Origin of the sequence: Streptomyces malaysiensis subsp. malaysiensis (assembly GCF_040653035.1) — a bacterium.
Taxonomy (GTDB): Bacteria; Actinomycetota; Actinomycetes; order Streptomycetales; family Streptomycetaceae; genus Streptomyces; species Streptomyces malaysiensis.
Genome location: NZ_JBEZNG010000023.1, coordinates 51,086 through 74,430, shown reverse-complemented (window position 1 = coordinate 74,430; position 23,345 = coordinate 51,086). Strand labels below are relative to the sequence as shown.

Sequence of the window (23,345 nt, the reverse complement as noted above, 5' to 3'; positions counted from 1 at the left end):
GCTCAGCCGCCGGCCTCCCCCGCTTTGGCGCGCCTGCGACTCCGGTACAGCTCCGCGCCGAGCGGCAGCAGCGACACCGCTACGATCAGCGCGACCAGGGGCAGCAGATAGCGGTCCACATTCGGGACCGAGGAGCCCAGGGCATATCCCGCGAGCGTCAGTCCGACGCTCCACACGAGCCCGCCGATCACCTGCCATACGGTGAAGACCCGCATCGGTACGCGCAGGGCCCCCGCCAGCGGGTTCAGCACGGTCCGGACCACCGGAACGAACCTCGCCAGGACGATCGCCTTCGCATGCCCGTACCGCCCCAGCAGGTCCTCCGCGCGTCGCGCCCCCTCGTGCAGCCGCGCGGAGCGGCCGCGGGCCAGCAGTGCGCCGCCCGCCCGGCGGCCGATCAGATAGCCGCACTGTGAGCCGGCCAGCGCGCCCACCGCCGCGGCGGCCAGCAGCGGGCCCAGCGACAGCCGTACGCCGTGGGCGCCGCTGCCCGTGCAGAGCAGGCCCGCGGTGAACAGCAGGGAGTCGCCCGGCAGGAAGAAGCCGATCAGCAGCCCCGTCTCGGCGAACATCACCACGCCCACGCCCAGCGCGCCGAAGGCGGCCAGCAGCGACCGTGCGTCGAGCACATTCACGGCGAGTTGCGATGACAGCGACACGGGTGTGGTCATCGGCAGGGGTCCTTTCGCTACGGACGTTCGCCACGGACGACCGGCGACACGGCCCCGCGTCCGACTACAGGCATGTAGACGGTCTACATTACTGTAGACGCTCACGGGGTGGGCATCGTTCCGGGCGCACCGCCGGTCGATGCCGAAGCGCCTGTCCCCGCACCACGGTGGTGCCCGAGGCGCCGACCGGCTTCGACCACCGCGACACCAGCAGACGGACGATCATCGGCGTGACCAGGATGACCACCAGGAGCCGCAGGCTCTGCACGGTCGAGACCAGCGCGACGTCCGCGTGGGAGGAGACCGCGGTGGCGAGGACCGCGTTGATTCCCCCGGGGGTCGTGGCGAGGTAGGCGTCGGTGAACGGTGTGCCCGTCGCCCCGGCGAAGATCCATGCCAGCCCGGCGCAACCGGGGCAGACGACCGCCATGCAGACCAGGATCGAGGGCAGCAGGCGCCGCACGCTGCCGAGCGTCCGGCGGGTGAACCGCACGCCCACATCGAGGCCGACGAGGACGAAGACGGCGTTCTGGACCACGCCGACGGGTGCGAAGCCCGGCACGGCGCCGCTGAGCGTGGCGGCCAGGGCGACCAGCATCGGGCCGATCAGCAGTGGCGTGGGCACCCGCAGCCGCCGACCGGCGAAGGAGCCCGCGACGGCGATGAAGGCGAGTGTGCACAGGCCGGTGAGCTGGTCCGACCCGGCGACCACATGCAAGAGGCCCGGTCCGGCTCCGCCGCCCGCGGCCGGGTGACCGCCCGCGGCCGAGGACGCGGAGGTCATCCAGTGGGCCGCCAGCGGGGCGGTGGTGGCGACGAGAGCGACCCGCAGATACTGGGTGAAGGCGACCAGCCGCACATCGGCCTTCAGCTCATCGGCGCAGGTGACGATCGCGGCCGAACCACCGGGCACCATGCCGAGGACGGCGCTCGGCCGGTCGATGCGGCCACCACGGGCCAGCAGCCAGGCGACCCCGAGACTCAGTGCGATGGTGGCCACGGTGACCACCGTCAGCGGCAGCGCGACGGGCGCGGCGGAGATGAGGGCCGACGGGGTGAGATAGCTGCCCATGAGGGCGCCGACCAGTGCCTGCGAGGTCCGGTGGGCCGGTGCCGGAAGCCGGTCACGGACCACTCCGCACAGCGCCAGGACGGCGCCGACCAGCAGTGAGGCCAGCAGATAGGGGGCGGGAACGCCGAAGGCGTCCGCCCCGAGTCCCGCGGCGTACCCCCCGGCGATGATCAGCGCCCAGAGTCCGGCGGGAGCCGGGCGGGAGACGCGGGGCTCGGCACTGCCCGGGGCGGGCTTCGGCGCGGCACTGGCGGTGGCGATGGGGCTCGGACTGGGACTGGGGCTGGGACGTTCGTCCGTGCATCGCGGCGCGGAGGTCAGTGCCACGATTGGGGCCTTTCGTCGGCGGTGCGGGTCGGTCGGATGACGCCTGTGCGAAACACGCACTCTCCACTGTGCCGGGTACGGCCTGTGAGCCCGCTGAGAGCGCTGAGTGAGCGCTGAGGGGGTCCTGAGAGCCCGCTGAGAGAGCGCGGCCGACCCGCGGTCCGTCCTCCCGCCCCGCCTCGGATCAGTCGTCCGGCCGACCCGGCGGTACCGTTATGAGGTGATGTGATGGGGTGATGTCACATGCGCGTGCTGGTCGTCGAGGACGAGCCGAACATCGCCGCCGCCGTGGACCGCGGACTGCGCGCCGAGGGGTTCGGCGTGGACATCGCCGGGGACGGCGCGAAGGCCCTCGGCCTGATCAGGCACAACGGCTACGCGGTGATTGTCCTCGATCTGATGCTGCCGGGCCGCAACGGCTATGACGTGTGCCGGACCCTGCGCGCCGCGGGCATCACCACCCCCGTGCTGGTGCTCACGGCCAAGGACGGGGAGTACGACGAGGCGGACGCCCTCGATCTCGGCGCGGACGACTATCTGACGAAGCCGTTCTCGTTCGTGGTGCTGCTGGCCCGGATCCGCGCGCTGCTGCGCCGCAGCGCCCCGCAGCGGTCGCCGGTGCTCCGTGCGGGCGATCTCTGGCTGGACCCGGACGCCCACCGCTGCGGCCGGGGCGAGGAGCGCCTGGAGCTGACACCGCGCGAGTTCGGACTGCTGGAGTTCATGCTGCGCCACCCCGACACGGTGGTGAGCAAGAAGGAGCTGCTCGCCCAGGTCTGGGACGCCTGGTTCGAGGGCGACCCCAACATCGTCGAGGTGTACGTCGGCTACCTACGGCGCAAGATCGACACCCCCTTCGGCCGGTCCGCCATCGAGACCGTGCGCGGCATCGGCTACCGGCTGGATGTGAAGGGCGGCTGAATGTCCCGACGCCTCCCCCTCCGGCGTCCGGCATTCGACTGGCCGCGGAGGCTGACCCGGAAGCTGAGTCTGCGGGCCCGGGTCACCCTATGGGCCACGGTGGCCGTCGTCATCGCGATGGTCGCCGCCGGTCTCGGCCTGCTGGTCGGTCTCCAGCACTCCATGTGGCGCGACCGGGACAGCACCGGCCGCCAGCGGCTGTCCGATGTCACCTCCCTCGTCCGTCAGGACCGGCTGGGTTCCCTCATCCCCTCCACCGGCGGGGACGCCGATGTCGTGGAGGTGCTCGACGCCCATGGGAAGGTGCGGGCCAGCTCCGACTACGACACGCGCCCCGGCAGCCCCAGCGGCTTCCCGAACCCCCTCCCTTCGCGGGTACTCGAGGGGCACCCCACCACCCTCCGTGGCCTCGGCATCGCCGACGGGGGCGACTTCCGCGTACTGGCCAGGCCGATCCGTATCGACGGCCGGCCGGCCACCATCGTCGTGGGCGTATCCCTGACCCAGGCCGAGCACACCCTGTCCAGCCTGACCACCGGCCTGGCCACCGGAGTGCCCGCGCTGACCGCACTGGTGGCGTGGACGATCTGGCTCACCGCCGGCCGCACCCTGCGCCCGGTGGAAACCCTGCGCCGCCAGGCCGCCGACATCACCGCGACCGATCTCCACCGCCGCCTGGACCTGCCCGCCCGCCAGGACGAGATCCACGCGCTCGGCATCACCCTCAACGACATGCTCGCCCGCCTGGACGACGCCTCCGCCGCACAGCGCCGCTTCGTCGCCGACGCCGCACACGAACTGCGCAGTCCGCTGGCGGCCCTGCGGGCCCAGCTCGAGGTCATGTCCCGCTATCCCGACCCCGACCGGGACCCGCACATGGCCGCCGCCCTGCTGGAGGACACCGTCCGGCTGCACGACCTGGTCGAGGGGCTGCTGACACTGGCCCGCAGCGAGGACCCCGCCCGGTCACGGTCACAGGTCACACACGTCATCGACCTGGACGAGGTGGTACTGGCCGAGGTCCGCGCACAGCGCTCCCTGACCCAGGTGGACATCGACGCCCGGCGGGTTTCGGGCGGGCGTGTGCGGGGTGACGCCGAGGCGCTGCGCTCCGTCGTGCGCAACCTGCTGGACAACGCCCGCCGCCACGCCCACCAGCGGATACGGGTGGCCCTGGGCGAACGCGAAGGCACTGTCGAACTCACCGTCAGCGACGACGGATCGGGCATCCCGGCCGCGGACCGGCCGCGGGTCTTCGAGCGCTTCACCCGGCTCGACGAGGCGCGGTCCCGCGAGGCCGGCGGTTCGGGCCTCGGCCTGGCCATCGTCAGCAAGGTCGTCACGGCGCACGGCGGCACCGTCCACGCCGACCAGGACCCCGCGCCGGACGACGGCGGCCTCGGCGGGGCACGCCTGGTGGTCCGCCTGCCGGCCGCGTCCCCGCCCGGCTGATCCGCCAAGCCCTGTCGCGGCTCGGTGCGCGCCGGCGACGGCCCATGTCCGGCAGCGGCGCCGACCACCGGGCCACCGATGTGTGCCCGGCCGGGGTTTCCGGGAGAAGTCGGCGAGTGCGGCGGCTGAGCTCAGTCACAGGAAGCCGAGCGCTGTCAGGTCTCCTGGTCGCCGTCCAGCAACGCGCGGAGTGTCCGTTCGTCCTCGGGGCTGAGGTCGGAGATGAACCGGGCCAGGATGCTGCCGTGGTCCTCGCCGCGTTCGAGCTCGGCGTGCATGCGGCGGGCACGCAGGCCGGATGTGTCGGCGACGGGGGTGTAGGCGTATCCGCGTCCCTGGCGGGTGCGGCCGACCATCCCCTTCTCATGGAGCCGGGTCAGGATGGTCGTCACCGTCGTACGTGCCAAGCCCGTGGCGAGGATTTTCCGGACCTCTCCGGGAGTGAGGGGCCGGTCGGCAGCCCACAGCGCCGCCAGGACGCTGGCCTCCAGTTCCCCGGCCGGGCGGCGGTCGCCATGCTGCTCCGTCATGGCGTTCATTTTCGCAGACGGTCGTCCACGGCCGCGTAGTGCGACCACCGGCCCGCGGAGGACCGTCGCGGACTCACACCCCTCGCGGATGTCAGGCCGCCCGCCGTCCGGGGCGGAACAGACGGTGCCGGGCGATGAGTTCGACGGTCACGGCGACCGCGATGGCCTGGACCGCCATCAAGGCGATCAGGACGAACAGCTGAACGGCACCGGCCATGAGCGGACTCGCCCCGCCCAGCAGCATGCCCACGAATGCCCCGGGGAGCGTCACCAGCCCGACGGTGCGCGTCTGGTCCAGCCCCGGCAGCAGCGCGTCGGAGGCGACCGGCCGTGCGATCTCCATGCGCGCGTCCCGGTCGAGGAAGCCCAGGGCCATCGCCGCCTCGACCTCGCCGCGGCGAAGTTCCAGTTCGTCGAGGGCGCGTCGGCCCGCGAGCACCGTCACCGTCAGGGCGCCGCCGATGAGGATGCCGCTGATGGGGATGAGCGCAAGGCCCTTCGCGGGAACCAGTCCGGTCAGCAGCAGCGCGGCCACCGTGGGAACGACACCGGCGGCGATCGGCGCGGCGGTCAGCCACCAGGTGCGGTTGGTGGTCAGCCGTCGGCCCGCCGTGCGCACGGCGACGCCGAACATCACGACCAGGAACGCCGCCAGACCCGCCACATTGGTGACCGCCCAGGTGATGACCAGGGACACGGCGGCGAGCTGCGCTGCCGCGCGCACGCCCGCGACCACGATCTCCCGCGGGCGGTTGGCGGAGGGGCTGGGGGACAGACCGGACCAGTAGGCGACCCCCGCGGCCACGGCCAGCAGCACGGTCAACAGCACGCCGAGGGTGAGGTTGACCGGCAGCAGGGATCTCGCGCTCAGCGTCACGTGCCTCACCGTAAACGCCGATAGCGACGCGCGACAGCCCGTCCCGCGTTCCGCCGACGCGTCGAGGGTCCTGCCGGGCCGCTGCCCGCCCCACACTCCACGGCGCGTCGGGCGGGCCTGACGGCGCCCCGTCATCCGCGGCCGGTCACCAGTCGTGGACCGTACCGTCGTGGAGCCGGTTCACCGGCAGATACGCCTGCCGGTAGGGGTGGGCCGCGGCCAGGTCCTCATCCAGTTCCACCCCGATACCGGCCGCCTCGCCCGGGTGCAGATGGCCGTCGGTGAAGGTGTAGGCGTGCCGGAAGACCTCCCGTGTCAGGGCGTTGTGCCCCGAGTACTCCTGGATGCCGAAGTTGTGGACCGCCAGATCGAGATGGACGGCCGCGGCCATGCCGACGGGCGAGATGTCCTCCGGCCCGTGGATGCCGCTCTTGATCTGGTACTGGGCCGCGAAGTCGAAGAGCTTGCGCAGCGGAGTGACACCGCCGAAGTGGGTGACGGCGGAGCGCACATAGTCGATCAGCTGCTCGGTGACGAGGGTCTGGTAGTCGTGGACGGTGTTGAAGACCTCGCCGATGGCGAGCGGAACGGTGGTGTGCCGCCGCACCAGTCGCAGCGCCTCCTGGTTCTCCGCGGGCGTGCAGTCCTCCAGCCAGAACGGGCGGTACGGTTCCAGCTCCTGGCCCAGACGCGCGGCCTGGACCGGTGTCAGCCGGTGGTGAGCGTCGTGGAGCAGCGCCAGTTCCGGCCCGAACTCGGCCCGTACCGCCTCGAAGACCCGCGGAATGTGGCGCAGGTACGCCTCCGTGTCCCAGTCCTCGACGAGGGGCTTCGCCCCCTGGTGCGGTACGGGCTTGTCGTCGGTGTCCGTGGTGTGCACGCCGTACACCGAGGTGAGGCCGGGAATGCCGGTCTGGATCCGGATCGCCGGGAAGCCCTGGCTCAGCCGGGCGCGCACCGAGTCGAGGAGCTCGGGGAGGTCCCGGCCCTCCGCATGGCCGTAGGTGCGGATACGGTCACGGCTCGCCCCGCCGAGAAGCTGGTACAGCGGCAGCCCGGCCGCCTTCGCCTTGATGTCCCACAGCGCCACGTCGACGGCGGCGATCGCGGCCATCGTGACCGGGCCGCGGCGCCAGTAGGCCCCCCGGTACAGCGACTGCCAGGTGTCCTCGATCCGGTGCGCGTCCAGCCCTATGAGCAGCGGTACGACATGGTCCTCCAGGTAGCTCACCACGGCGAGTTCGCGCCCGTTGAGCGTGGCGTCCCCCAGGCCGGTGAGGCCCTCGTCGGTCGTCACCTTCAACGTGACGAAGTTGCGTCCGGGACTGGTGACGACGACCTTCGCGTCGACGATCTTCATATGTCTGCTCTTTCCGAGCCGGTGCGGTCCCGGCTGCGTCGGGGTGAGGGGCGGAAGGGCCGGTCAGCCCTTGGAGGCTCCCGAGGTCAGACCGGCCACGAGGTACTTCTGGCCGACGACCGCGGCCACCACGACCGGCACCGTGATGAGGGTGGCGGCAGCCATCAGGCCGCCCCAGTCGGTGCTCGCGTAGGAGATGAAGTTGAACAGCGCCACCGGCACGGTCTGGGTACGGTCGTCGGCGAAGACCAGCGCGAACATGAAGTTGTTCCAACTGAACACGAACGCCAGCAGCGAGGCCGTCGCCGTCCCGGGGGCCGCCAGGGGCAGGGTGATCCGCCAGAAGGCGCCGAACGCGGAGAGCCCGTCGGTCCGGCCGGCCTCCTCCAGTTCGACGGGGAGGCCCGCGAAGAAGCTGATCATGATCCAGGTGATCAGCGGCACCGATACGAACATCTGGCTGAGGATCAGGACGGTGTACGAGCCGACCAGCCCGAGCTGCGCGAAGAGGTAGTACCAGGGGACGAGCAGGGAGATCGCGGGCACGATACGGGCGACCAGGATGAGGGAGCCGGTGCGGTGCATCCGGAACCGGCCCACCGCCCAGGCCGCCGGTACGGCGATGACGGCGGAGAGCACCGTGGAGACCACTCCGACCAGCAGCGAGTTCCCCATCGAGCGCAGGATCTGGCCGGCCTCCACGATGTTGCGGAAGTTCTCCAGCGTGGGCGAGAACCACAGTCCGACCCGGGGGTCGGTCACCTGGACGTTCGTCTTGAAGGCCGCCGCGAACATCCACACGACCGGCAGCACGAAGATCAGTGTCACCACGGTGATGGCGGCGCCGCGCAGCCAGGCCAGACCACGGCGGCGGCCGGTGCGCCCGCGGGGCGCGGTGGTGACGTGGGAGGCGGTCATACGGCGTCCTTCCTTCCGGAACGGCGGCGCAGAGTTACGACGACGCCGACGATGAAGAGCGTGAAGAGCACCAGCACGGCCGCGGCCAGGCCGTACTCCTGGTAGTCGAAGGTGAGCCCGTAGGCGTACACGTTGAGGGTCTCGGCCTCGAAGTCGGAGCCGCCGCCCGGGCCCTTGGTGGCGTAGAGGATGTCGAAGGTCTTGAGCGCGTCCACGGCGCGCAGGACGAGGGCGGTGCCGATCGTCGGGCCGAGCATGGGCAGGACGACATGGCGGAACCGCTGCCAGGCGTTGGCCCCGTCCACGAGCGCGGCCTCTTCGGGCTCCTCGGGCAGGGTGGTGAGCCCGGCCAGCAGGAGCAGCGTCATCATCGGTGTCCACTGCCACACATCGATGAGCATCAGGGTCGGAAGCGACTGGCTCACGGAGCCGAGGAATTCCATCCGGGGAAGCCCCATCGAGGCCAGGAGATGGTTGGCGATGCCGTTGGTGGGGTCGAGGATGAGCAGCCACAGGATGCCGATCGCGACGGGTGTCGTGAGCAGCGGGATGATCAGGACCGTCCGTACCCAGCGCATGCCACGGAACGGTTTGCGCATCAGCATGGCGAGCGCGAGACCCAGCACCATTTCCAGCGCCACGGCGCCGATGGTGAAGATCACGGTCCGCTTCACCGCGGGCCAGAACCGGCGGGCGTCGTCGAGCGCGTCCACGAAGTTCCGCAGTCCCACGTGGTGTTTCTGGGCATTCACCGCGCCGAAGGCGTCGGTGAGGCTCAGGTCGACGGTGAAGGCCAGCGGGAAGACGATCATCAGTCCGACGAAGGCGAGGGCCGGGGTGAGCATCGCCCACTTCAGCCGGCGGTTGGCCTGTTCGACGGTGCGCGGGGCCCGGCCGCGGGGCGGATGGGCGGAGTCCCGGGCCGTCGCCGTCGCACGGACCTCGGTGGTGGACATCAGGACTCCTTGTGGCGGTTGTCGCGGACGAGGAAATCGGCGAACTCGGCGTCGGCGTCACGGATCACCGGCTTCACCGGCTTGCCGAGGATCCCGGCCACCAGCGGGCGCCCGACGATGTCGCGGGCCCGTCCGACCTGGAGCACCTGGGGGCGGTCGTGTCCGATGCCGCGCTCGGCGTTGACGCGCATCGCCTCGGCGAGGTCGGGCGGGAAGGACGCGAGCGTCTTGGGATCGGACCACACGGACTGCCGGGCACACGGTATTCCCGCGGCCTGGAGTTCGGCGGCCATGTCCGGGCCCGCGGCCCAGCGGATGAACTCCCATGCGTCATCGCGCAGTCGGGAGAAGGTGTTGATACCGAGGCTCCAGGACGGGATGTTGTGCGGGCGGGCGCCCGCGGGCCCCGCGGGGAACGGCGCGAAGCCGACGGTCTTGCGCACCGAGGAGACACCGGGGTCCAGGAAGCTGCTGTAGATCGCGTCGGCGTCGATGTAGAACGCGGCCTTGCCCTGGGCGAAGATCGGCATGGCCTGTTCCAGGCTCATATTGGTGGCACCGGGCGGGCCCGCCCTGTGCAGCAGCCCGCCGTAGTACTCGTACGCGGCGGTCGCGGCGCGGCTGCCGATGCCGGACCTGCCGTCCACCACGAAGTCGCCGCCGTACGAATAGAGATAGCTCGACCACTGGGAGACGGCGCCGCTGCGCTGCCCGCGGCCCACGTACCCGAAGAAGCCCTTGCCCCGGTCGGTGAGCCGTATGGAGGCGTCCATCAGCTGGTCGAGCGTGCGGGGAGGGTCGGCCAGATCCTTGCGGTAGTACAGCGCGGGGCGTTCGGTGACCACCGGGACGCTCAGCACCCTGCCCTTGGTCTCCGAGGCGCCCCGGGGGGCCTTCTGGAAGTCCTGCCAGTCGAACCGGGCATCGCCGTGGACCCGGTCGGTGAGGTCGGCGAGCCAGCCGTTGTGCGCGAAGACCGGCTGCTCCTGGAGGGCCCGGACCATCATCACGTCCACATCGGTGCCGGATGCGTTGAGCTTCACGTTGTAGCTGCTGGCGAGCTGGTCGGCGGTGAGCAGGGTCATGGAGACCCGGCGTCCGACGCGCTCCTCGAACTCCTTCATCCGGCGGCGGACGGCCTGCGACCAGACGTGATTGATCGCCATGATCCGCAGCGGTGTGTTCGCCGACGGTGTGCCGCCCCCGCGCGAACAGGCGCCGAGCGCTCCGGCGCCGATGGCCGCCGTGGCTCCGGCGGCCAGTCTGCCGAAGCCACGGCGGCTGAGGAACTGGCTGCTCGTGGACATCCTCGTCCTCGTCTCTCTGCTGGTGATGCGTCCCGTTACACATCGGTCCAACCGGTAGGACCAGTTCGACCGTGAGGGACGTTAACAGGCCAAGGGGTCACTGACCAGCCCCTGGGCCGGTCGGCAAGCGGAGCGACTCGCCACGCCCCGAATGCGGGCATACCGAACATCACGCCCGTGCGGCGAGGGTGTGCGGACGTAAGGGGGCGGTTTCCGCCGCCGGTTTTCGGATCCCTATCCGGCCGGGTGGTCGGATTCGGTCAGCAGCAGCTCGATGTGGCGCCGTGCCATGACATCCACCTGGAGGTCGAGATCGGCGCCGTAGGTGCGCGTGCCGAGCAGGAGGTGCTCCCGCATATGCGCGCAGGCCAGCTCCTCGTCGCGCGCGACGATCGCGTCGAAGATCTCCGGATGGTGCGGCACCCCCGGCTCCTCGATGGAGGGGTCGGAGTTGGAGCGGAGCATCATCTCGAACATCATGCCGCTGATCGACGACAGCATGATCCGCAGGACCGGGTTGCCGCTGGCGACGGCGATCGCGTCGTGGAAGGCGACATCCGCACGCGCCTTGGTGACCACGTCGGTCGCCGACTCCAGTCTGTCCTGCGCCGCGCGCATCGCCGCGATGTCGTCCTCGCCCGCCCGCAGGGTCGCCAGCCGGATCGTCTCCACCTCCAGCGGCAGCCGCGCCTCGATGAGCTGGCGCACCGTGGGCCGACCCGTCCGGTAGAGGGCGTCGTACCCGCGGGCCTGCCCGGACGACTGGTCCCGTACGAAGGAACCGCGGCCCGGAGCCACCTCGATCAGCCGCTGCGCCTCCAGCCGCTGAAGAGCCTCCCGCACCACGTTCCGGCTGGAGCCGAATGTCGCGGCGAGTTCGCGCTCCGAGGGCAGCTTGGCGCCGACGGCGATCGCTCCGGACCTGATGTCGTGCTCCAGTTGACGCGCGATGCGCTCGGTGAGAAGCCCGCTCCGGGCACTGGTGACGACCGGGCGCGACTGCGAGGACGGGGCAGACGGCATACCAGGAGGGTACAGCGTCGCCCAGGAGTCGAGTCGCCGCCGGTGGGGCGGGCCGGGGCGGTTCTTCGGCTTCGCCTGAGGAAGGCTTCGGCAGCCCGCAGTTGATCAATCCCTTGGATTGGGGCGAATATGGCGTCACATGTGGGTACGGACCACCGCGACCGGACTCGATGACGATCCGCGGCCGAGCCTACCTCGTATCGGGGAAGGCTCGCGCTCGGCACCGGCGCCGCGGGTGGTCGACGTGGGTGACCCTGTTGTGACGTTGCGGCCCGAGGGAGGGCGGTGTGACCGAGACCGGTCGGCGGCGGCCGCGGCGGGCCTGGATCACGCGGCTCGGCCCCCGGGGTGAGGTCGACATGGACCGGGCGGCAAGCCCGCGGGCGATCGTCGAGGACGCCGTCGCACGCGTCGGTGCCGGCCCCGTGCGCTGGGCGATCGAATTGAACGCGGTGGTCGTGCGGCGGATCGTCGGCGAGGTGCCGGCCCTCGGCGGTGGCCCGGCCGCGGTCGAGATGCTCCGCCGAGGCAATGAAGCGACCACCCTGCGGGCCCTGTTCACCCTGTTGGAAGGCCCGGCGGCCGCCCTGCCCACCGATGAGGCGATCCTGGAGGGCATCCGCGAGTTCGTACACCGGGCCGTACCGCTCGAGCGGGTGTTGCACGGCGTCCGGGTCGGGCACGCGGCGACGACCGAGGCGTTCCTGCGGGCCTGCACCGAGCTGGTCGACCCCGAGGTGGCGGTCGACGAGGTCACGGCGATCTCCCGCGAGCTGTTCTCCTACGTCGATGAGCTCTCCGACACGATGATCCGCGCCTATCTCGTGGAGCATGAGGTGTGGAGCACCAGCGCGGCCGCGGCGCGGGCCGACATCGTGCGGTCCCTGCTGAGTGACCCCGCGACAACGGACGCCGGCGAGGCGTCGCGCACCCTCGGCTACAACCTGCGGCGGACCCATGAGGCGGTGGTGGTGTGGTCGGACTCGCCGGACGGCGGCTCCACGCTCCAGGCGACGGCGAACGAGGTGCTCCGGGCCCGGGGCGCCACCACGACGCTGGCCATACCCGTGGCCTCGGGGCGGTTGTGGGCGTGGGGCACCGTGCCTCCGGACGGCACGCGCGGGACCGGTTCCTGGGAAGCCGTCACGGAAGCACTGTCCCGGCACAAGACACAGGCGGCCTTCGGGACACCGGGCGACGGCGTGGCGGGCTTCCGCCGCTCCCACCGCGAGGCCGAGCGCGGGGAGCGGGTCGAGCGGCTGCGGCGCGAGGCCGGACGGGTTCCGAGGCACGCCACCGCCTACGCCGATATCGCCACCATCGCGCTGCTGGCCACCGATCTCGACGCGGCCGGTGACTTCGTACGACGTGAACTCGGCGGGCTCGCCGCCCGCAACGCGCCGATGGAGGCGCTGCGGACCACGCTGTACCACTACATCGACGCCGAGCGCGGCCTCGTGGATGTCGCCCGACGCCTGCACGTGGCCAGGGGGACGGTGAGCTACCGCGTGAAGCGGGCCCAGGAGGTGCTGGGACACGACCTCGACGGCCGCCGCTTCGCCCTCCACACCGCCCTGGCACTCGCCGAGGAACTGGGGGACGCGGTCCTCCTGCCCCGCGACGTCGAGCGGTGAGCCCGACGCACCGGCGGTGAGCCCGAGGTACGCGGTGAGCCGAGGTGCCCGCGGTGAGCCCGAAGTACCGGGGTCCGCCCGAGGTACCGGTCGCCGCCCGGACCGGCAGACCAAGGGGAGGCCGGGATTCTGAACCGGCAGACCAAGCGGCCGCTCCGGAAGCCGGAGTTTACTTCGTGACGTCGGACGCGGTGCCGCACGAGGCCACGCGTCCCGACGACCGGATTCGCGTACCACGGGAGGCATACGATGATCGACCGAGAGACCTTCGTCGAGCTGATGAGCGGGGTGTGCTCCCCGGTCACCGTGGTGACGGCGACGACCGCCGACGGCCGCCCGCACGGCAGCACCGTGTCCAGCTTCGCCTCGCTCTCGCTCGACCCTCCGCTGGTGAGCTTCGCCCTGGACCGTGCCTCGGGGCTGCTGCCCCACCTCCGGCCTGGCGACCGGGTGGGGGTGAACATCCTCGGCGCCCACCAGCGGGAGCCGGCGGCGGCGTTCGCCCGTCGACACCGGGGGCCGGGCTCGAAGTTCGACGGCGTCACGTGGACCGTCCGTGCCGGACTGCCCCATCTGCCCGAGTCCGCCGGCTGGGCGGTGGGACGCGTCGAACGCCATGTGGACGGCGGTGACCACGTCCTGCTCGTGGTGTGCGTCGAGGAGGCCGAGTCGACCCCCACGGCCCCGCTGGTCTACGCGCGCCGGGTCTTCGGCACGCACTCCCCTCTCGCGGTCGCGAGTTGACCCGTACCCCTGCCCGTACCCCCATGACCCCGGACACCGAAGTGACGACGATGAGCACCATCATGGACGTTCCTCGCACCACCGACGCCGCGCGCGCCCTCCGGTCCGACCTCGTCGAGCGCGCCGCCACGCTGCGACCACTGCTGGCCGGCAACGCCGATCGGACCGACCGCGAGCGCGGGGTGCCCGCCGAGAACATCGGCGCCCTGGCCGAGGCCGGGCTGCTCTCCCTGATGCGTCCGGCCCGTTACGGCGGCCTTCAGACCGACTACCGCACCCTGTTGGAGGTCGGCCGCGAGGTCGGGCGTGCCTGCGGCTCCACCGCCTGGGTGACCTCCCTGCTCAACGCCAACGCGTGGTTCGTCGGGCTCTTCCCCGCCCGGGCCCAGGACGACGTCTGGGCCCGCACCCCCCACGCCCGAGTCGCCGGCGTGGTCACCCCCTCGGGTACGGCGCGCGTGGTCGAGGGCGGGTACCGGGTGAGCGGGCGCTGGGCCCCCGCCTCCGGGTGCGCCCATGCCGACTGGGCGGTCCTCGGGGTCACCCGGCCGGACGCCGAGGGCACGTCGGACGCCGTCGGCATCGTGCTCGCGCCGATGTCGGAGCTGACCATCGAGGACACCTGGTTCACGGCGGGCATGCGCGGAACCGCGTCGAACACGCTGGTCGGCGAGGACCTCTTCGTCCCCGCACACCGCTTCCACTCCGTCCCCGACGCCGTCGAGGGCCGCTACGCCACGCCCTTCACCGACGAGGCGCTCTACCGGGCACCGTTCGTGCCGGCCGCCGCGCTGGTGTTGACCGGGCCCCAGCTCGGGCTGGCCACGGCCGCCGTCGATCTCCTGGTGGAGAGGGCCCCGCGGCGAGCGCTGACCCTCACGAGCTACACCTCCCAGGCCGAGGCGCCCACCGTCCAACTCGCCGCCGCGAAGGCGGCGTCGCTCGCCGACTCCGCCCGGCTGCACGCCTACCGGGCGGCCGCCGACCTCGACGAGGCGGCGCGGCTCGGGGTGCTTCCCGATTACGACGCGCGGGCGCGGATGCGGATGGACGCGGGAATGGCCGCGGTCCACGCGCGTGAGGCGGTCCGTATCGTGTGCTCGGCCCAGGGGGCTTCGAGCTTCGGCGAGTCCAACCCGTTGCAGCGCGTCTGGCGCGACATCGAGACCGGCAGCCGGCACGCCGTCCTGAACCCCGAAGTGGCCGCCGAGATCTACGGGAAGTCGCTGTTCGGCATCCGGGGCACGGTGTCCGTGATGGTGTAGGACGAGGCCGTCGACGCTCTCGTCCGAGCCCACGTCGACGCCCTCACCGACCACCGGGGCAAGGGCACCCGGTGTCGCGGTCGCCCACCCGACGGCCGATCGTTTCGTCCCTCTTTCGCTCACCGCCGGCGCGGATGAACTGAAGGCCGCCTTCGGCCGGTTCGCGCCTCGAGCGCCACTGCGCGCCGCGGTTTCGCAACACGGTGGCGAGCCCTTCCGCGCATCGGCTCGCCGCGCATGACCGACCGATCGCCTCATCGGCATGGCATCGGTATCGACACACAGTCACCACACACTGGAGGAAAGTGCCATGAAGGCAGTGCGTTACCACGGCTTCGGCAGTACCGAGGTCCTGCGCTACGAGGACGTCGAGCGTCCGGTCCCCGGCGCCGGGCAGGTGCTGGTGCGGGTGGCGGCCACCTCGTTCAACCCGGTCGACGACCACATCCGCGCCGGTGCCCTGACCGAGATGATCCCGGTCGCCCTCCCGCATGTGCCCGGGATCGATCTGGCGGGCACCGTCGCCGAACTCGGCGCGGAGGTGTCGGGCCTGGAGGTCGGTGACCGGGTCGTGGCGATGCTGCCCCTCGACGCCACCGGCGCGGCCGCCGAGTATGTGCTCGCCCCGGCCGAGGCCCTGGTCGCGGCGCCCCGGACGATCGAGCTGGTCGACGCCGCGGCGCTGCCCCTGGTGGGCCTGTCGGCCTGGCAGACGCTGTTCGAGCTCGCCGAGCTGAAGCCCGGACAGACCGTCCTGGTCAACGGGGCAGGGGGCGCGGTGGGTGGCCTCGCGGTCCAGCTCGCCGTCGACGCGGGGGCGCAGGTCACCGCGGCGGCCGGTCCGCGGCACGCCGAGCGCCTGAAGGGCTACGGCGCGGCCCGGGTCGTCGGCCACCTCGATCTCGCCGAGGGTCCGGCCGCCGTGGGTGGTCCGTTCCAGGTCCTGCTGAACCTGGTGCGCATCGCCCCGGACGAGGCCGCGCGGCTGTCGCGCTATGTCGCCGACGGCGGGGTCGCCGCCAGCACGGCCACCCCGGTTCCCGAGGAGCCCGCCCGGTCCGTGCGCGCCGCGAGCCTGTTCGTCCGCGGCGACGCCGCCCAGCTGACCGAGCTGGTCGCCAGGGTCGATGACGGTCGGCTCCGGATCCATGTCGCGGCCCGCCGCCCGTTGGTCGAGTCGAGCGCGGTGCATGAGGACGCCGGCACCGGTCGGCTGCCCGGCAAGACCGTCCTGATCGCTCCCTGATCGCACCCGGCCGGGAGCCCCGCCGTTCGGTCCCCCACCGACGGACACCCTCCAGAGGTTCAGCGGGCACGGGGGACGCCACGGCTCGTGGGACGGGCCGTGGCGGATCCGGTGCGCGGAGGCGTGAACGGCAGGGCGGGCGGCGGGCGTTGGCCGGACGAGGCCATCCGCCCGGCCCGCTCAGCCCAGGTCGGACATGTCCAGCACGAAACGGTAGTGGACGTCGTTGCGACGGAGCCGGGCGAGGGCCTCGTTCACCCGCGCCGAGGGGAGGAGTTCGATCTCGGCGGTGATGCCCTGGTCGGCACAGAAGTCCAGCATGGCGGCGGTCGCGGGACGGCCACCGCTTCCCGCGGAGCTGAGTTTCTTGCGCCCCACGAGCAGGTCCATGGTCTCCACGGTGACCGGTCCGAGGTGGCCGAGGTGGCTGAGGGTGCCGTCCATGGCGACCAGCCGCAGATACGGGCCGAGGTCGTGCGGGGCGGAGATGGTGTCGATGACGACGTCGAACCTGTCCCGGGCCCTGGCCATCTGTTCCGGTTCCGTGGACACGATGAGCTCGTGGGCGCCGAGACGATGTGCGTCGTCGGCCTTGTCGGGCGAACGGCTGATGACCGACGTCATGGCGCCGAGCGCCACGGCCATCTTGACCGCGAGATGCCCCAGACCGCCCAGCCCCGCCACGCCGACGCGGCTGCCGGGCCCCACGCCCAGAGCGTGCAGGGGTTCCCAGACGGTGATACCGGCGCAGAGCAGAGGGGCGGCGGCGGCCGGGTCCAGCCCGGAAGGAAGCGGGTAGGCGAACCGGTCGCGGACGACGTACTCACGGGAGTATCCGCCCAGCGTGGTCGAGCCGTCCTGCCGGTCGGTGCCTCCGTAGGTCAGGGTCGGGAAGGTGTGACAGAAGTTCTCCTGACCGGCCCGACACATGGCGCATTCGCCGCAGGAATCGACAATGTTGCCGACCGCGACATGGTCGCCGACGGAGAAGCGGGTGGCCTCGGGCCCCGTCTCGGTCACCACACCCGTGAACTCATGCCCCGGCACCAGGGGATGCCCCGCTCCCCCGTCGTGGTGGCCGAGGGCATGCAGGTCGGTGTGGCAGACACCGCAGTAGTCGATCTGGATCGCGAGATCGTCGGGGCGCAGGTCCCGGCGCTCCAGCGATGTGCGCCGCAGCGTTGCCGTCGGCCCGTCCACCTGCCATCCGGTCGTTGTCCGCACAGCACAGCTCCTTAAACAGACTGTTCGGTTTATTGGACCGTAAGCCCGGTCCTCCCGGTTTGGCAAACCAACTGTTCTGTCTGTTATCGTCCAGCCATGGCGGACCAGCCCCTGACCTCGCGCGGAGCCGCGACCTACCAGCGCATTCTCGAGGTGGCGACCCGGGAATTCGCCCAGCACGGCATCGCCGGGGCGCGCATCGAGCGGATCGTGTCCGCCGCGCGCACCAACAAGGCCCAGCTCTACGCCTACTTCGGCAACAAGGAAAAGCTCTTCGACGCGATCTTCTTCGGCTCTCTGGAGCGCATCACGAACGTCGTCCCGATCGACGCCGACGACCTCGCGGACTGGGCCGTACGCCTCTACGACGAGTACCTTCGCCGCCCCGACCTCATCAGGCTGGCCACCTGGGCGCGCCTGGAGCGCCAACCGGCCGGTCACCTCGTGGACGGCCACGGCCAATACGACGATCACAAGCTGCGAGCCATCGCCGAAGCCCAGGCCGCCGGGCGGGTGCGCCAGGGTGACCCGTTCGATGTGATGGCCATGGTCATCGCCATGTCCATGGCCTGGTCGCCGGTCAGCAACGTCTACGCGGCGACCGACCAGGAGCCCTCCGACGTACACGAAGGGCGCCGCACCCTGCTCCGCGCATGCGTCCGGCGCGCCGTCACAGCCGATTGACGGCAGCGGCCGCTAGGTCGTTTCGCCGACGTCCCCGACCATGCGGACGAGGGTGTCGACGAGCTCGTCCGTGGTGCTGCGCAGCCTGTCCGTGCCGAGGTGGCCGCTGAGCTCCATGTCCGCGATGCCGTGGGCGCCGCTCAGCAGCAGGGCGCCGTAGTGCCGTGTGTTCCGCTCCCCCACGAGGGCGGCGACGATGGCCAGGAACTCGTCCTGGAAGCGTCCGGCCGCGCGGACGCGGTCCGCGGCCGGGTCGCCCGCGGGTCCGCAGAGCTGGCGCCGGACGCGATCGAGTCCTTCGCCGAGCTCTTCAGGACGGTGTCCGGGCCGCCTGAACAACATCTGGTACAGATGCGGCTGGTCCTGGCCGACGCCGATGAGGGCGCGGAGAGCGCCGCGCAGCTTCTCGGAGGCCGACAGGGCCGGGTCGGTCCGCAGGGCGTGCACCTGGTCGCCGATCCGTTCCCAGCCCTCGGTCACGACGGCGGTCAGCAGGCTGTCCTTGCCCGCGAAGTGCCGGTACGGCGCCCCCCGTGTCACGCCCGCACGCGCGCCCACCTCGCGCAAGGTGACCGCCTCGGGGCCGCCGAGGTCCAGGAGTTCGGCAGCCGCGTCGAGCAGCGCGCGGCGGGTGACGGCGGCGGACTCCGCACGGGTGACCATGACGGCCATCATACATTCGGTTGACAGCGTCATCTCAGCCGGTACCGTAGCCAAGGTGACAACGTCATCTGAAACCCGGAAGCTGATCGTCGTAACCGGAGCCTCCACGGGCATGGGCGCGTCAGCCGCCCGCGAACTGGCTCGCCAGGGATTCCATGTCCTGGCCGGTGTGCGACGCGACCGTGACGCCGACGCCATCCGATCGACCGGCATCGAACCGGTCATCCTCGACATCACCAAGTCCGAGCAGGTGGAGGCGCTCGCCGCCCGCGTCGCCGACGATCCGCGCGCGCTGCACGCGCTCGTCAACAACGCCGGCGTCCAGGTGAACGCCCCGGTCGAGGCCCTGCCGATGGCGGAGTGGCGGCGGGTGTTCGAGGTCAATCTGTTCGGCCACATCGCCGTCACCCAGGCGCTGCTGCCCGCGCTGCTGCGCGGCAGGGGCCGCGTGATCAACATCAGCTCGGTCGGCGGCAAGTTCGCCATGGCCACATACGGCGCGTACGCCGGTGCGAAGTTCGCCCTGGAGGCGGTCAGCGACTCGCTCCGCCGGGAGGTCGCGCCGCTGGGCGTACAGGTGGTCGTGGTCGAGCCGGGCGGCGTCCGTACGGAGATGGCCACCCGCGGTATCGCGACGGCGAACCACCTGGCCGCCCGGATGACGCCGGAGCAGAACGAGCGCTACGGCGGCCTGGTCCAGGCGAACAACAAGCTGATGGCCTCGGGCACTTCATCGGGTCTGACCGCCGACGCCGCCGCGCGGGTCATCGCGAAGGCCGTGACGACCCGCCGACCGCGCACCCGCTACACCGCGGGCCGGGATGCCGCCCTGATCATGCGCCTGGGCCGGATGCTGTCCGACCGCACGCTCGACCGCGTCCTCGCCGCCAACCTGCGCCGCCATTACCCGAAGGGAGCCGTGGGCGGAGCCGGACTCCACGCACGGCTCCGCCCCCTGCGGTGCGGCCACCGGTGAGCTCTCCCTGAGCGGACTCGCCCCCTTGGTATGCCCCCGAGTCGGCCACAGCGGTCCCGTCCTCAAGTGCCGGACGGGCTGTTGTGGCCGACTCGGGTTCGGGCGGGGTACGGGCGACGAGCGTCCCCGCGGGGCCCGGCGGGCCCGGAGCCCTCAGCGCACCGTCAGCCGTGACACCCCCGCGTCCGCCGCCCCGTCGACCTGGAGGCTGACGTAGCGGGCCGTCCCGGAGGCGGTCAGCCGGCGCACCCGGCCCCGGCCGGTGAGTGCCCCGGCGTCCCGGTAGGTGATGCCGTCCATGCTGAAGCCGACCTTCGCGCCCGGCACCGCGCCCGCCGTCCACTCGGCCTCCACCAGGCGGACCGGGCGGGCCGTGCCGAGGTCCACGACCATGCGGCCGCGCGTGCCCGGCCGCCACGCCGTATGGGCGTCGCCGTCCACCGCCGCCGCGGGGTCGGACATGCCCTCCGGCAGCGGGCTCGTGGGGAAGACGGTCCGCCCGAGGGCCAGGTCGTCGTACGGGTGCGCGGCCGCGCCGTCCAGGACGACGGTGACCGTCCGGCCCGCTCCGACGACGGCGACCTTGCTGTGCCCCTGGGCCCGGACGCGCAGGGTGCAGGAGGCCCCGGACAGGCGCACGGTCGCGCCGTCGACGACCTGGACCCGCAGGCCCGGCGGCAGACTTCGGCTCGTGAGAGGGCTGAGGGTGAAGCGCGGCGGCAGCACGACCGCCGTGGCGGCCGGCAGCGCGGCCTCGAAGGACGTGCCGTCGGCGGTCAGCCGCTGCGTGCCCTCGAAGACCACCGTGTCCGTGCCGGTGCGCGGGATCGCGATCAGCGTCGTGACCGACTCGCCGGAGAGGTTGAACAGGGTCAGATGCCCGTCCGTCAGCGTCGTACGCACCTCGGTGGCCTCCGCCGTGGGTGCGCTCCCCCGGGCGATCGCGCGCAGCTTCCCGGCCGAGGTGCCGCGGAAGCCCTCGACGAGGAGGGGTGCCGCCGGGCCGTCGCCGAGGACGATCGTGTCGTCGTAGACGCCGATCGGGTTCCGGCCGTCACGCACCACCAGCCCGGCGCGTCCCTCGACATCGAGCCAGCCGCCGCGGCTGCTCACCGCCGGCCTCGGCCCGGTCGCCAGGTCCCGCCAGTCCTGGCCGTCCGTGGAACCCTGGATGCGGTAGGCGCGGCCGGCCGCCGATTCCCAGCGCAGGGTGACCCGGTCGATCCGGCGCTCCGCGCCGAGGTCGACGGCCAGCCAGCTGTCGGCGCGCGGACGGTCGGCCTTCGACACCGCCCAGCGGGTGGCCGCGTCGCCGTCGACCGCGAGCGGCGCGCCCTTCCCGGCGTCGGCCGACGAGGCGGTGGCGGACCCGCCGCGCGCCAGGTCCGCGCCCTGGGCGCCGTCGCGCACCTCCAAGGCGTACAGCGAGTACCCGTAGGCCGGGTCGGGCCGCACGCCGAGCATGCGGACGTGGCGCACCGTCGTGGGGGTGAAGCCGAGGTCGTCGACCCGTCCGGCGGGTGTGCCGGTGGCGGTGTCACGGGCGCGTACGGTCGCCTCGCCCTCCTCGTAGCGGTAGGTGCGCCCGCCGTCGAGCCCCGGCATGCCGGGCATCGTCAGGTTGTGCACCTCGAGGTGGCCCTCCGCGTCGGCGGTGCCGCTGCTCGCGTAGACGACGGCGCCCGTGGGGAGCGTCGCGAACCCGGCCCAGCCGCCGTCGAGGCGCAGGAGCGTCGCGCTGCCGTCGAAGCCGTCGCGCGGGGACTCGTACAGGCGCACGGTACGGCCCTGGACCTTCGCGGCGGTGGCGGGCAGGAACATCGGGGTCGCGCCGCTGAGCCGGAACAGCCAGTCGTCGTGGCCCGGCTGCCAGGCGAACTTCACGAACCCGGGCTTGGTCACGGCACCGGCCCACGCGGTTCGCGACTGGTGCGACACCAGTCCGGGGCCGGTCCCGAAGTCCGTGACACCGGAGGCATGCGCGAACAGCTCCTCGCGCGACAGCGGCTCGACGGGCCGCCCGGACGCCGCCGCCCATACGTGCAGCAGGTAGCTGATCGCGATCTCGGCGCGTGCCTCCGGCTCGTACTTCGGCTCCCCCGAGAACTTCGCCAACCGGTGCTCGGGCGGGTACTGCTGATACGCCTCCAGCCGTGCCGCCAGCTCCTGCTCCGCACGCGCCGCGGCCTCGTCCCGCATCACCTGGGAGAGGAAGGCGAGCGGGATGACGTCCCTGCCGTAGAGGTGCTCGCGGTCGTTGACCATCGGCATCAGCGGCTCGCCCGCGTCACTCATGACGCCCAGCAGTGTGCGCCACAGCGGCTGGGCGTTCGGCTGCCGTGCGAGGACCTGCGGGAGGGGGCGTCCGGCGGCCAGGAAGTGTGCGGCGTTGCGGCCGGAGGTGCGCCACAGCTCCTCCTGGTAGTGCGGGCCGAAGGAGCCGTGGTTCTCGACGATGAAGGTGTCGTACAGATTGCGGGCGGTGTTCTCGGAGACGGCCACGCCGTCCACGCGGGCGGGGTTGGCGAGATCGGCGGGCGGCAGCCCCGCCTCGTTGCGCGACCAGACGCCGTACCACATGGCCCAGTCGGCGGCGCGGCGGTCGTCGTGGGCCCAGGCGAGCGCCGGTGCGAGGGTCTGCGCGTACAGGCCCATCTCCTCCAGCTTGGTGTCGCCGATGTGTCCGCCGTTCAGGCCGTTCGGCGTCCAGTCGCCCGAGGCGGGGTCGTCGCCGCTGCCCAACGACACGGTGTAGGCGGCCTGTTCGCGGACGATGGTCTCGACGTTCCGCCGCGTCGCGGTGTCGAGGTCCTTCCACAGCAGCCGGGCGGCGAGGATGAAGTACGACTGGAAGGTGGTGTCGAAGAAGAGCGTGCGGCCCCACTCGTCGCCGCCGGTGAGCCGGTTGGACGCGGCGAAGTGCCGGATGGTGGCGAGCGTGCGCCGTTCGAGGGTCTCCCGGTCGGTGCCCGCGCGCGCCGCGTCGTAGGTGCCGTGGGTGAGCAGGACCGCGTTGCCGAGGACCACGGCGAACCCGAAGTCCTTGGCCAGGTAGTGGCCCCGGGCCTCGTCCCACTGCGTCTCGGACCACCGGGTGTGGTCCAGGAGCACCCGCAGATAGGTGGCCGCGACGGCGTCGGGCGGCGTGTCCGTGCCGCCGGGCGCCGCGTGGGCGCTCGCGGCTCCGGTGAGCGGGGGCAGGGCGGCCAACGCACCCGTGAGACCGGCGAGGTGCAGGAAGCGGCGGCGGTCGAGGGGCAGGGAGCTGTGCGACACGGTGCGATACCTCGGAGGCTGGACAACGTTGTCAGAGGGGCGCCGCACATTCTTCGGTGGTCCCGGTCCGCACGTCAACGGGTGTGACGTCACCCATTCACCGGTTTTCGCTGGGTGCCGTCCGTACGACCGGTGTGTTCCGGGCATGCCGCGGCCGGCCGGTGGGTGACAGAACCGCCCACCGGCCGTGCCGGGGGTCGTGCGTCGGGGTCGTGTGCC

The 23,345-nt window shown here is 72.0% G+C and carries 20 protein-coding genes; 8 read left to right on the top strand and 12 right to left on the bottom strand.

Annotated elements, in window-relative coordinates; genetic code table 11:
- Nucleotides 1-2: 2 nt before the first annotated feature.
- Together AB0E24_RS34765 and AB0E24_RS34760 are read right to left on the bottom strand one after the other, a co-directional pair.
- Nucleotides 3-671, bottom strand: a complete 669-nt coding sequence (locus tag AB0E24_RS34765; RefSeq protein WP_093705394.1) for a DedA family protein — start codon at nucleotides 669-671, stop codon at nucleotides 3-5.
- Between the two features lie 88 nt (nucleotides 672-759).
- A complete protein-coding gene (locus AB0E24_RS34760) occupies nucleotides 760-2,070 on the bottom strand; it encodes an AbrB family protein (protein ID WP_359383144.1) in 1,311 nt (436 codons plus the stop codon).
- 243 nt (nucleotides 2,071-2,313) lie between these two features.
- Between AB0E24_RS34760 and AB0E24_RS34755 the strand changes: the two genes are divergently transcribed.
- Together AB0E24_RS34755 and AB0E24_RS34750 are read left to right on the top strand one after the other, a co-directional pair.
- Nucleotides 2,314-2,991: a response regulator transcription factor gene (locus AB0E24_RS34755; protein WP_093705390.1), complete on the top strand. Its 678-nt coding sequence runs from the start codon at nucleotides 2,314-2,316 to the stop codon at nucleotides 2,989-2,991.
- On the top strand, nucleotides 2,992-4,443 hold the full coding sequence (locus AB0E24_RS34750; protein WP_359383141.1) for a sensor histidine kinase: 1,452 nt from the start codon (nucleotides 2,992-2,994) through the stop codon (nucleotides 4,441-4,443).
- Between the two features lie 155 nt (nucleotides 4,444-4,598).
- Here the strand turns inward: AB0E24_RS34750 and AB0E24_RS34745 are convergent, their stop codons facing one another.
- The 7 genes from AB0E24_RS34745 to AB0E24_RS34715 form a co-directional block, all read right to left on the bottom strand.
- Nucleotides 4,599-4,973, bottom strand: coding sequence for a BlaI/MecI/CopY family transcriptional regulator (locus AB0E24_RS34745; protein ID WP_093701766.1), 375 nt, complete (start codon nucleotides 4,971-4,973; stop codon nucleotides 4,599-4,601).
- A 91-nt stretch (nucleotides 4,974-5,064) separates the two neighbouring features.
- A complete protein-coding gene (locus AB0E24_RS34740; protein WP_174882292.1) occupies nucleotides 5,065-5,850 on the bottom strand; it encodes an ABC transporter permease in 786 nt (261 codons plus the stop codon).
- A 145-nt stretch (nucleotides 5,851-5,995) separates the two neighbouring features.
- Nucleotides 5,996-7,210: a D-mannonate dehydratase ManD gene (gene manD / locus AB0E24_RS34735; protein WP_359383137.1), complete on the bottom strand. Its 1,215-nt coding sequence runs from the start codon at nucleotides 7,208-7,210 to the stop codon at nucleotides 5,996-5,998.
- A 63-nt stretch (nucleotides 7,211-7,273) separates the two neighbouring features.
- Nucleotides 7,274-8,128, bottom strand: a complete 855-nt coding sequence (locus AB0E24_RS34730; protein WP_359383135.1) for a carbohydrate ABC transporter permease — start codon at nucleotides 8,126-8,128, stop codon at nucleotides 7,274-7,276.
- Entirely contained in the window at nucleotides 8,125-9,084 is a 960-nt protein-coding gene (locus AB0E24_RS34725) for a carbohydrate ABC transporter permease (protein WP_069861553.1), read from the bottom strand. The genes AB0E24_RS34730 and AB0E24_RS34725 overlap by 4 nt, the downstream gene beginning before the upstream one ends.
- Complete coding sequence (locus AB0E24_RS34720) at nucleotides 9,084-10,391, bottom strand: ABC transporter substrate-binding protein (RefSeq protein WP_069861551.1); 1,308 nt, start codon at nucleotides 10,389-10,391, stop codon at nucleotides 9,084-9,086. The genes AB0E24_RS34725 and AB0E24_RS34720 overlap by 1 nt, the downstream gene beginning before the upstream one ends.
- 234 nt (nucleotides 10,392-10,625) lie before the next feature.
- Complete coding sequence (locus AB0E24_RS34715; RefSeq protein ID WP_359383128.1) at nucleotides 10,626-11,414, bottom strand: FadR/GntR family transcriptional regulator; 789 nt, start codon at nucleotides 11,412-11,414, stop codon at nucleotides 10,626-10,628.
- Nucleotides 11,415-11,701: 287 nt separating this feature from the next.
- On the opposite strand from AB0E24_RS34715, the gene AB0E24_RS34710 reads away from it, so the two are divergent.
- The 4 genes from AB0E24_RS34710 to AB0E24_RS34695 all read left to right on the top strand — a co-directional run bounded on the left by AB0E24_RS34710 (nucleotide 11,702) and on the right by AB0E24_RS34695 (nucleotide 16,303).
- Nucleotides 11,702-13,048 (top strand): PucR family transcriptional regulator, encoded by a 1,347-nt coding sequence (locus AB0E24_RS34710; protein ID WP_359383126.1) that lies wholly within the window; start codon nucleotides 11,702-11,704, stop codon nucleotides 13,046-13,048.
- A gap of 249 nt (nucleotides 13,049-13,297) precedes the next feature.
- A complete protein-coding gene (locus AB0E24_RS34705; protein WP_079256854.1) occupies nucleotides 13,298-13,792 on the top strand; it encodes a flavin reductase family protein in 495 nt (164 codons plus the stop codon).
- A gap of 62 nt (nucleotides 13,793-13,854) precedes the next feature.
- Nucleotides 13,855-15,057 (top strand): acyl-CoA dehydrogenase family protein, encoded by a 1,203-nt coding sequence (locus AB0E24_RS34700; protein ID WP_359383122.1) that lies wholly within the window; start codon nucleotides 13,855-13,857, stop codon nucleotides 15,055-15,057.
- Between the two features lie 310 nt (nucleotides 15,058-15,367).
- A complete protein-coding gene (locus AB0E24_RS34695) occupies nucleotides 15,368-16,303 on the top strand; it encodes an NADP-dependent oxidoreductase (RefSeq protein WP_232638064.1) in 936 nt (311 codons plus the stop codon).
- A 180-nt stretch (nucleotides 16,304-16,483) separates the two neighbouring features.
- Here AB0E24_RS34695 and AB0E24_RS34690 read toward each other — a convergent pair whose 3' ends face one another.
- Entirely contained in the window at nucleotides 16,484-17,527 is a 1,044-nt protein-coding gene (locus tag AB0E24_RS34690; protein WP_283887390.1) for an NAD(P)-dependent alcohol dehydrogenase, read from the bottom strand.
- A 96-nt stretch (nucleotides 17,528-17,623) separates the two neighbouring features.
- On the opposite strand from AB0E24_RS34690, the gene AB0E24_RS34685 reads away from it, so the two are divergent.
- Complete coding sequence (locus tag AB0E24_RS34685) at nucleotides 17,624-18,211, top strand: TetR/AcrR family transcriptional regulator (RefSeq protein ID WP_069861536.1); 588 nt, start codon at nucleotides 17,624-17,626, stop codon at nucleotides 18,209-18,211.
- 12 nt (nucleotides 18,212-18,223) lie between these two features.
- Here AB0E24_RS34685 and AB0E24_RS34680 read toward each other — a convergent pair whose 3' ends face one another.
- Nucleotides 18,224-18,874: a TetR/AcrR family transcriptional regulator gene (locus AB0E24_RS34680; RefSeq protein WP_197710449.1), complete on the bottom strand. Its 651-nt coding sequence runs from the start codon at nucleotides 18,872-18,874 to the stop codon at nucleotides 18,224-18,226.
- A 55-nt stretch (nucleotides 18,875-18,929) separates the two neighbouring features.
- Here AB0E24_RS34680 and AB0E24_RS34675 point away from each other — a divergent pair, with 55 nt between their 5' ends.
- Nucleotides 18,930-19,850, top strand: a complete 921-nt coding sequence (locus AB0E24_RS34675; protein ID WP_079260355.1) for an SDR family oxidoreductase — start codon at nucleotides 18,930-18,932, stop codon at nucleotides 19,848-19,850.
- 153 nt (nucleotides 19,851-20,003) lie between these two features.
- On the opposite strand, the gene AB0E24_RS34670 is transcribed toward AB0E24_RS34675, so the two are convergent.
- A complete protein-coding gene (locus AB0E24_RS34670) occupies nucleotides 20,004-23,126 on the bottom strand; it encodes a discoidin domain-containing protein (protein ID WP_359383114.1) in 3,123 nt (1,040 codons plus the stop codon).
- Nucleotides 23,127-23,345: the final 219 nt, after the last annotated feature.

Bases quoted from the DNA above. Each gene is read 5' to 3' on its own strand.
- AB0E24_RS34765 (WP_093705394.1), bottom strand. From the start codon at position 671: ATGACCACACCCGTGTCGCTGTCATCGCAACTCGCCGTGAATGTGCTC.
- AB0E24_RS34755 (WP_093705390.1), top strand. From the start codon at position 2,314: ATGCGCGTGCTGGTCGTCGAGGACGAGCCGAACATCGCCGCCGCCGTG.
- AB0E24_RS34750 (WP_359383141.1), top strand. From the start codon at position 2,992: ATGTCCCGACGCCTCCCCCTCCGGCGTCCGGCATTCGACTGGCCGCGG.
- AB0E24_RS34745 (WP_093701766.1), bottom strand. From the start codon at position 4,973: ATGACGGAGCAGCATGGCGACCGCCGCCCGGCCGGGGAACTGGAGGCC.
- manD (WP_359383137.1), bottom strand. From the start codon at position 7,210: ATGAAGATCGTCGACGCGAAGGTCGTCGTCACCAGTCCCGGACGCAAC.
- AB0E24_RS34730 (WP_359383135.1), bottom strand. From the start codon at position 8,128: ATGACCGCCTCCCACGTCACCACCGCGCCCCGCGGGCGCACCGGCCGC.
- AB0E24_RS34725 (WP_069861553.1), bottom strand. From the start codon at position 9,084: ATGTCCACCACCGAGGTCCGTGCGACGGCGACGGCCCGGGACTCCGCC.
- AB0E24_RS34720 (WP_069861551.1), bottom strand. From the start codon at position 10,391: ATGTCCACGAGCAGCCAGTTCCTCAGCCGCCGTGGCTTCGGCAGACTG.
- AB0E24_RS34715 (WP_359383128.1), bottom strand. From the start codon at position 11,414: ATGCCGTCTGCCCCGTCCTCGCAGTCGCGCCCGGTCGTCACCAGTGCC.
- AB0E24_RS34705 (WP_079256854.1), top strand. From the start codon at position 13,298: ATGATCGACCGAGAGACCTTCGTCGAGCTGATGAGCGGGGTGTGCTCC.
- AB0E24_RS34700 (WP_359383122.1), top strand. From the start codon at position 13,855: ATGGACGTTCCTCGCACCACCGACGCCGCGCGCGCCCTCCGGTCCGAC.
- AB0E24_RS34695 (WP_232638064.1), top strand. From the start codon at position 15,368: ATGAAGGCAGTGCGTTACCACGGCTTCGGCAGTACCGAGGTCCTGCGC.
- AB0E24_RS34685 (WP_069861536.1), top strand. From the start codon at position 17,624: ATGGCGGACCAGCCCCTGACCTCGCGCGGAGCCGCGACCTACCAGCGC.
- AB0E24_RS34680 (WP_197710449.1), bottom strand. From the start codon at position 18,874: ATGGTCACCCGTGCGGAGTCCGCCGCCGTCACCCGCCGCGCGCTGCTC.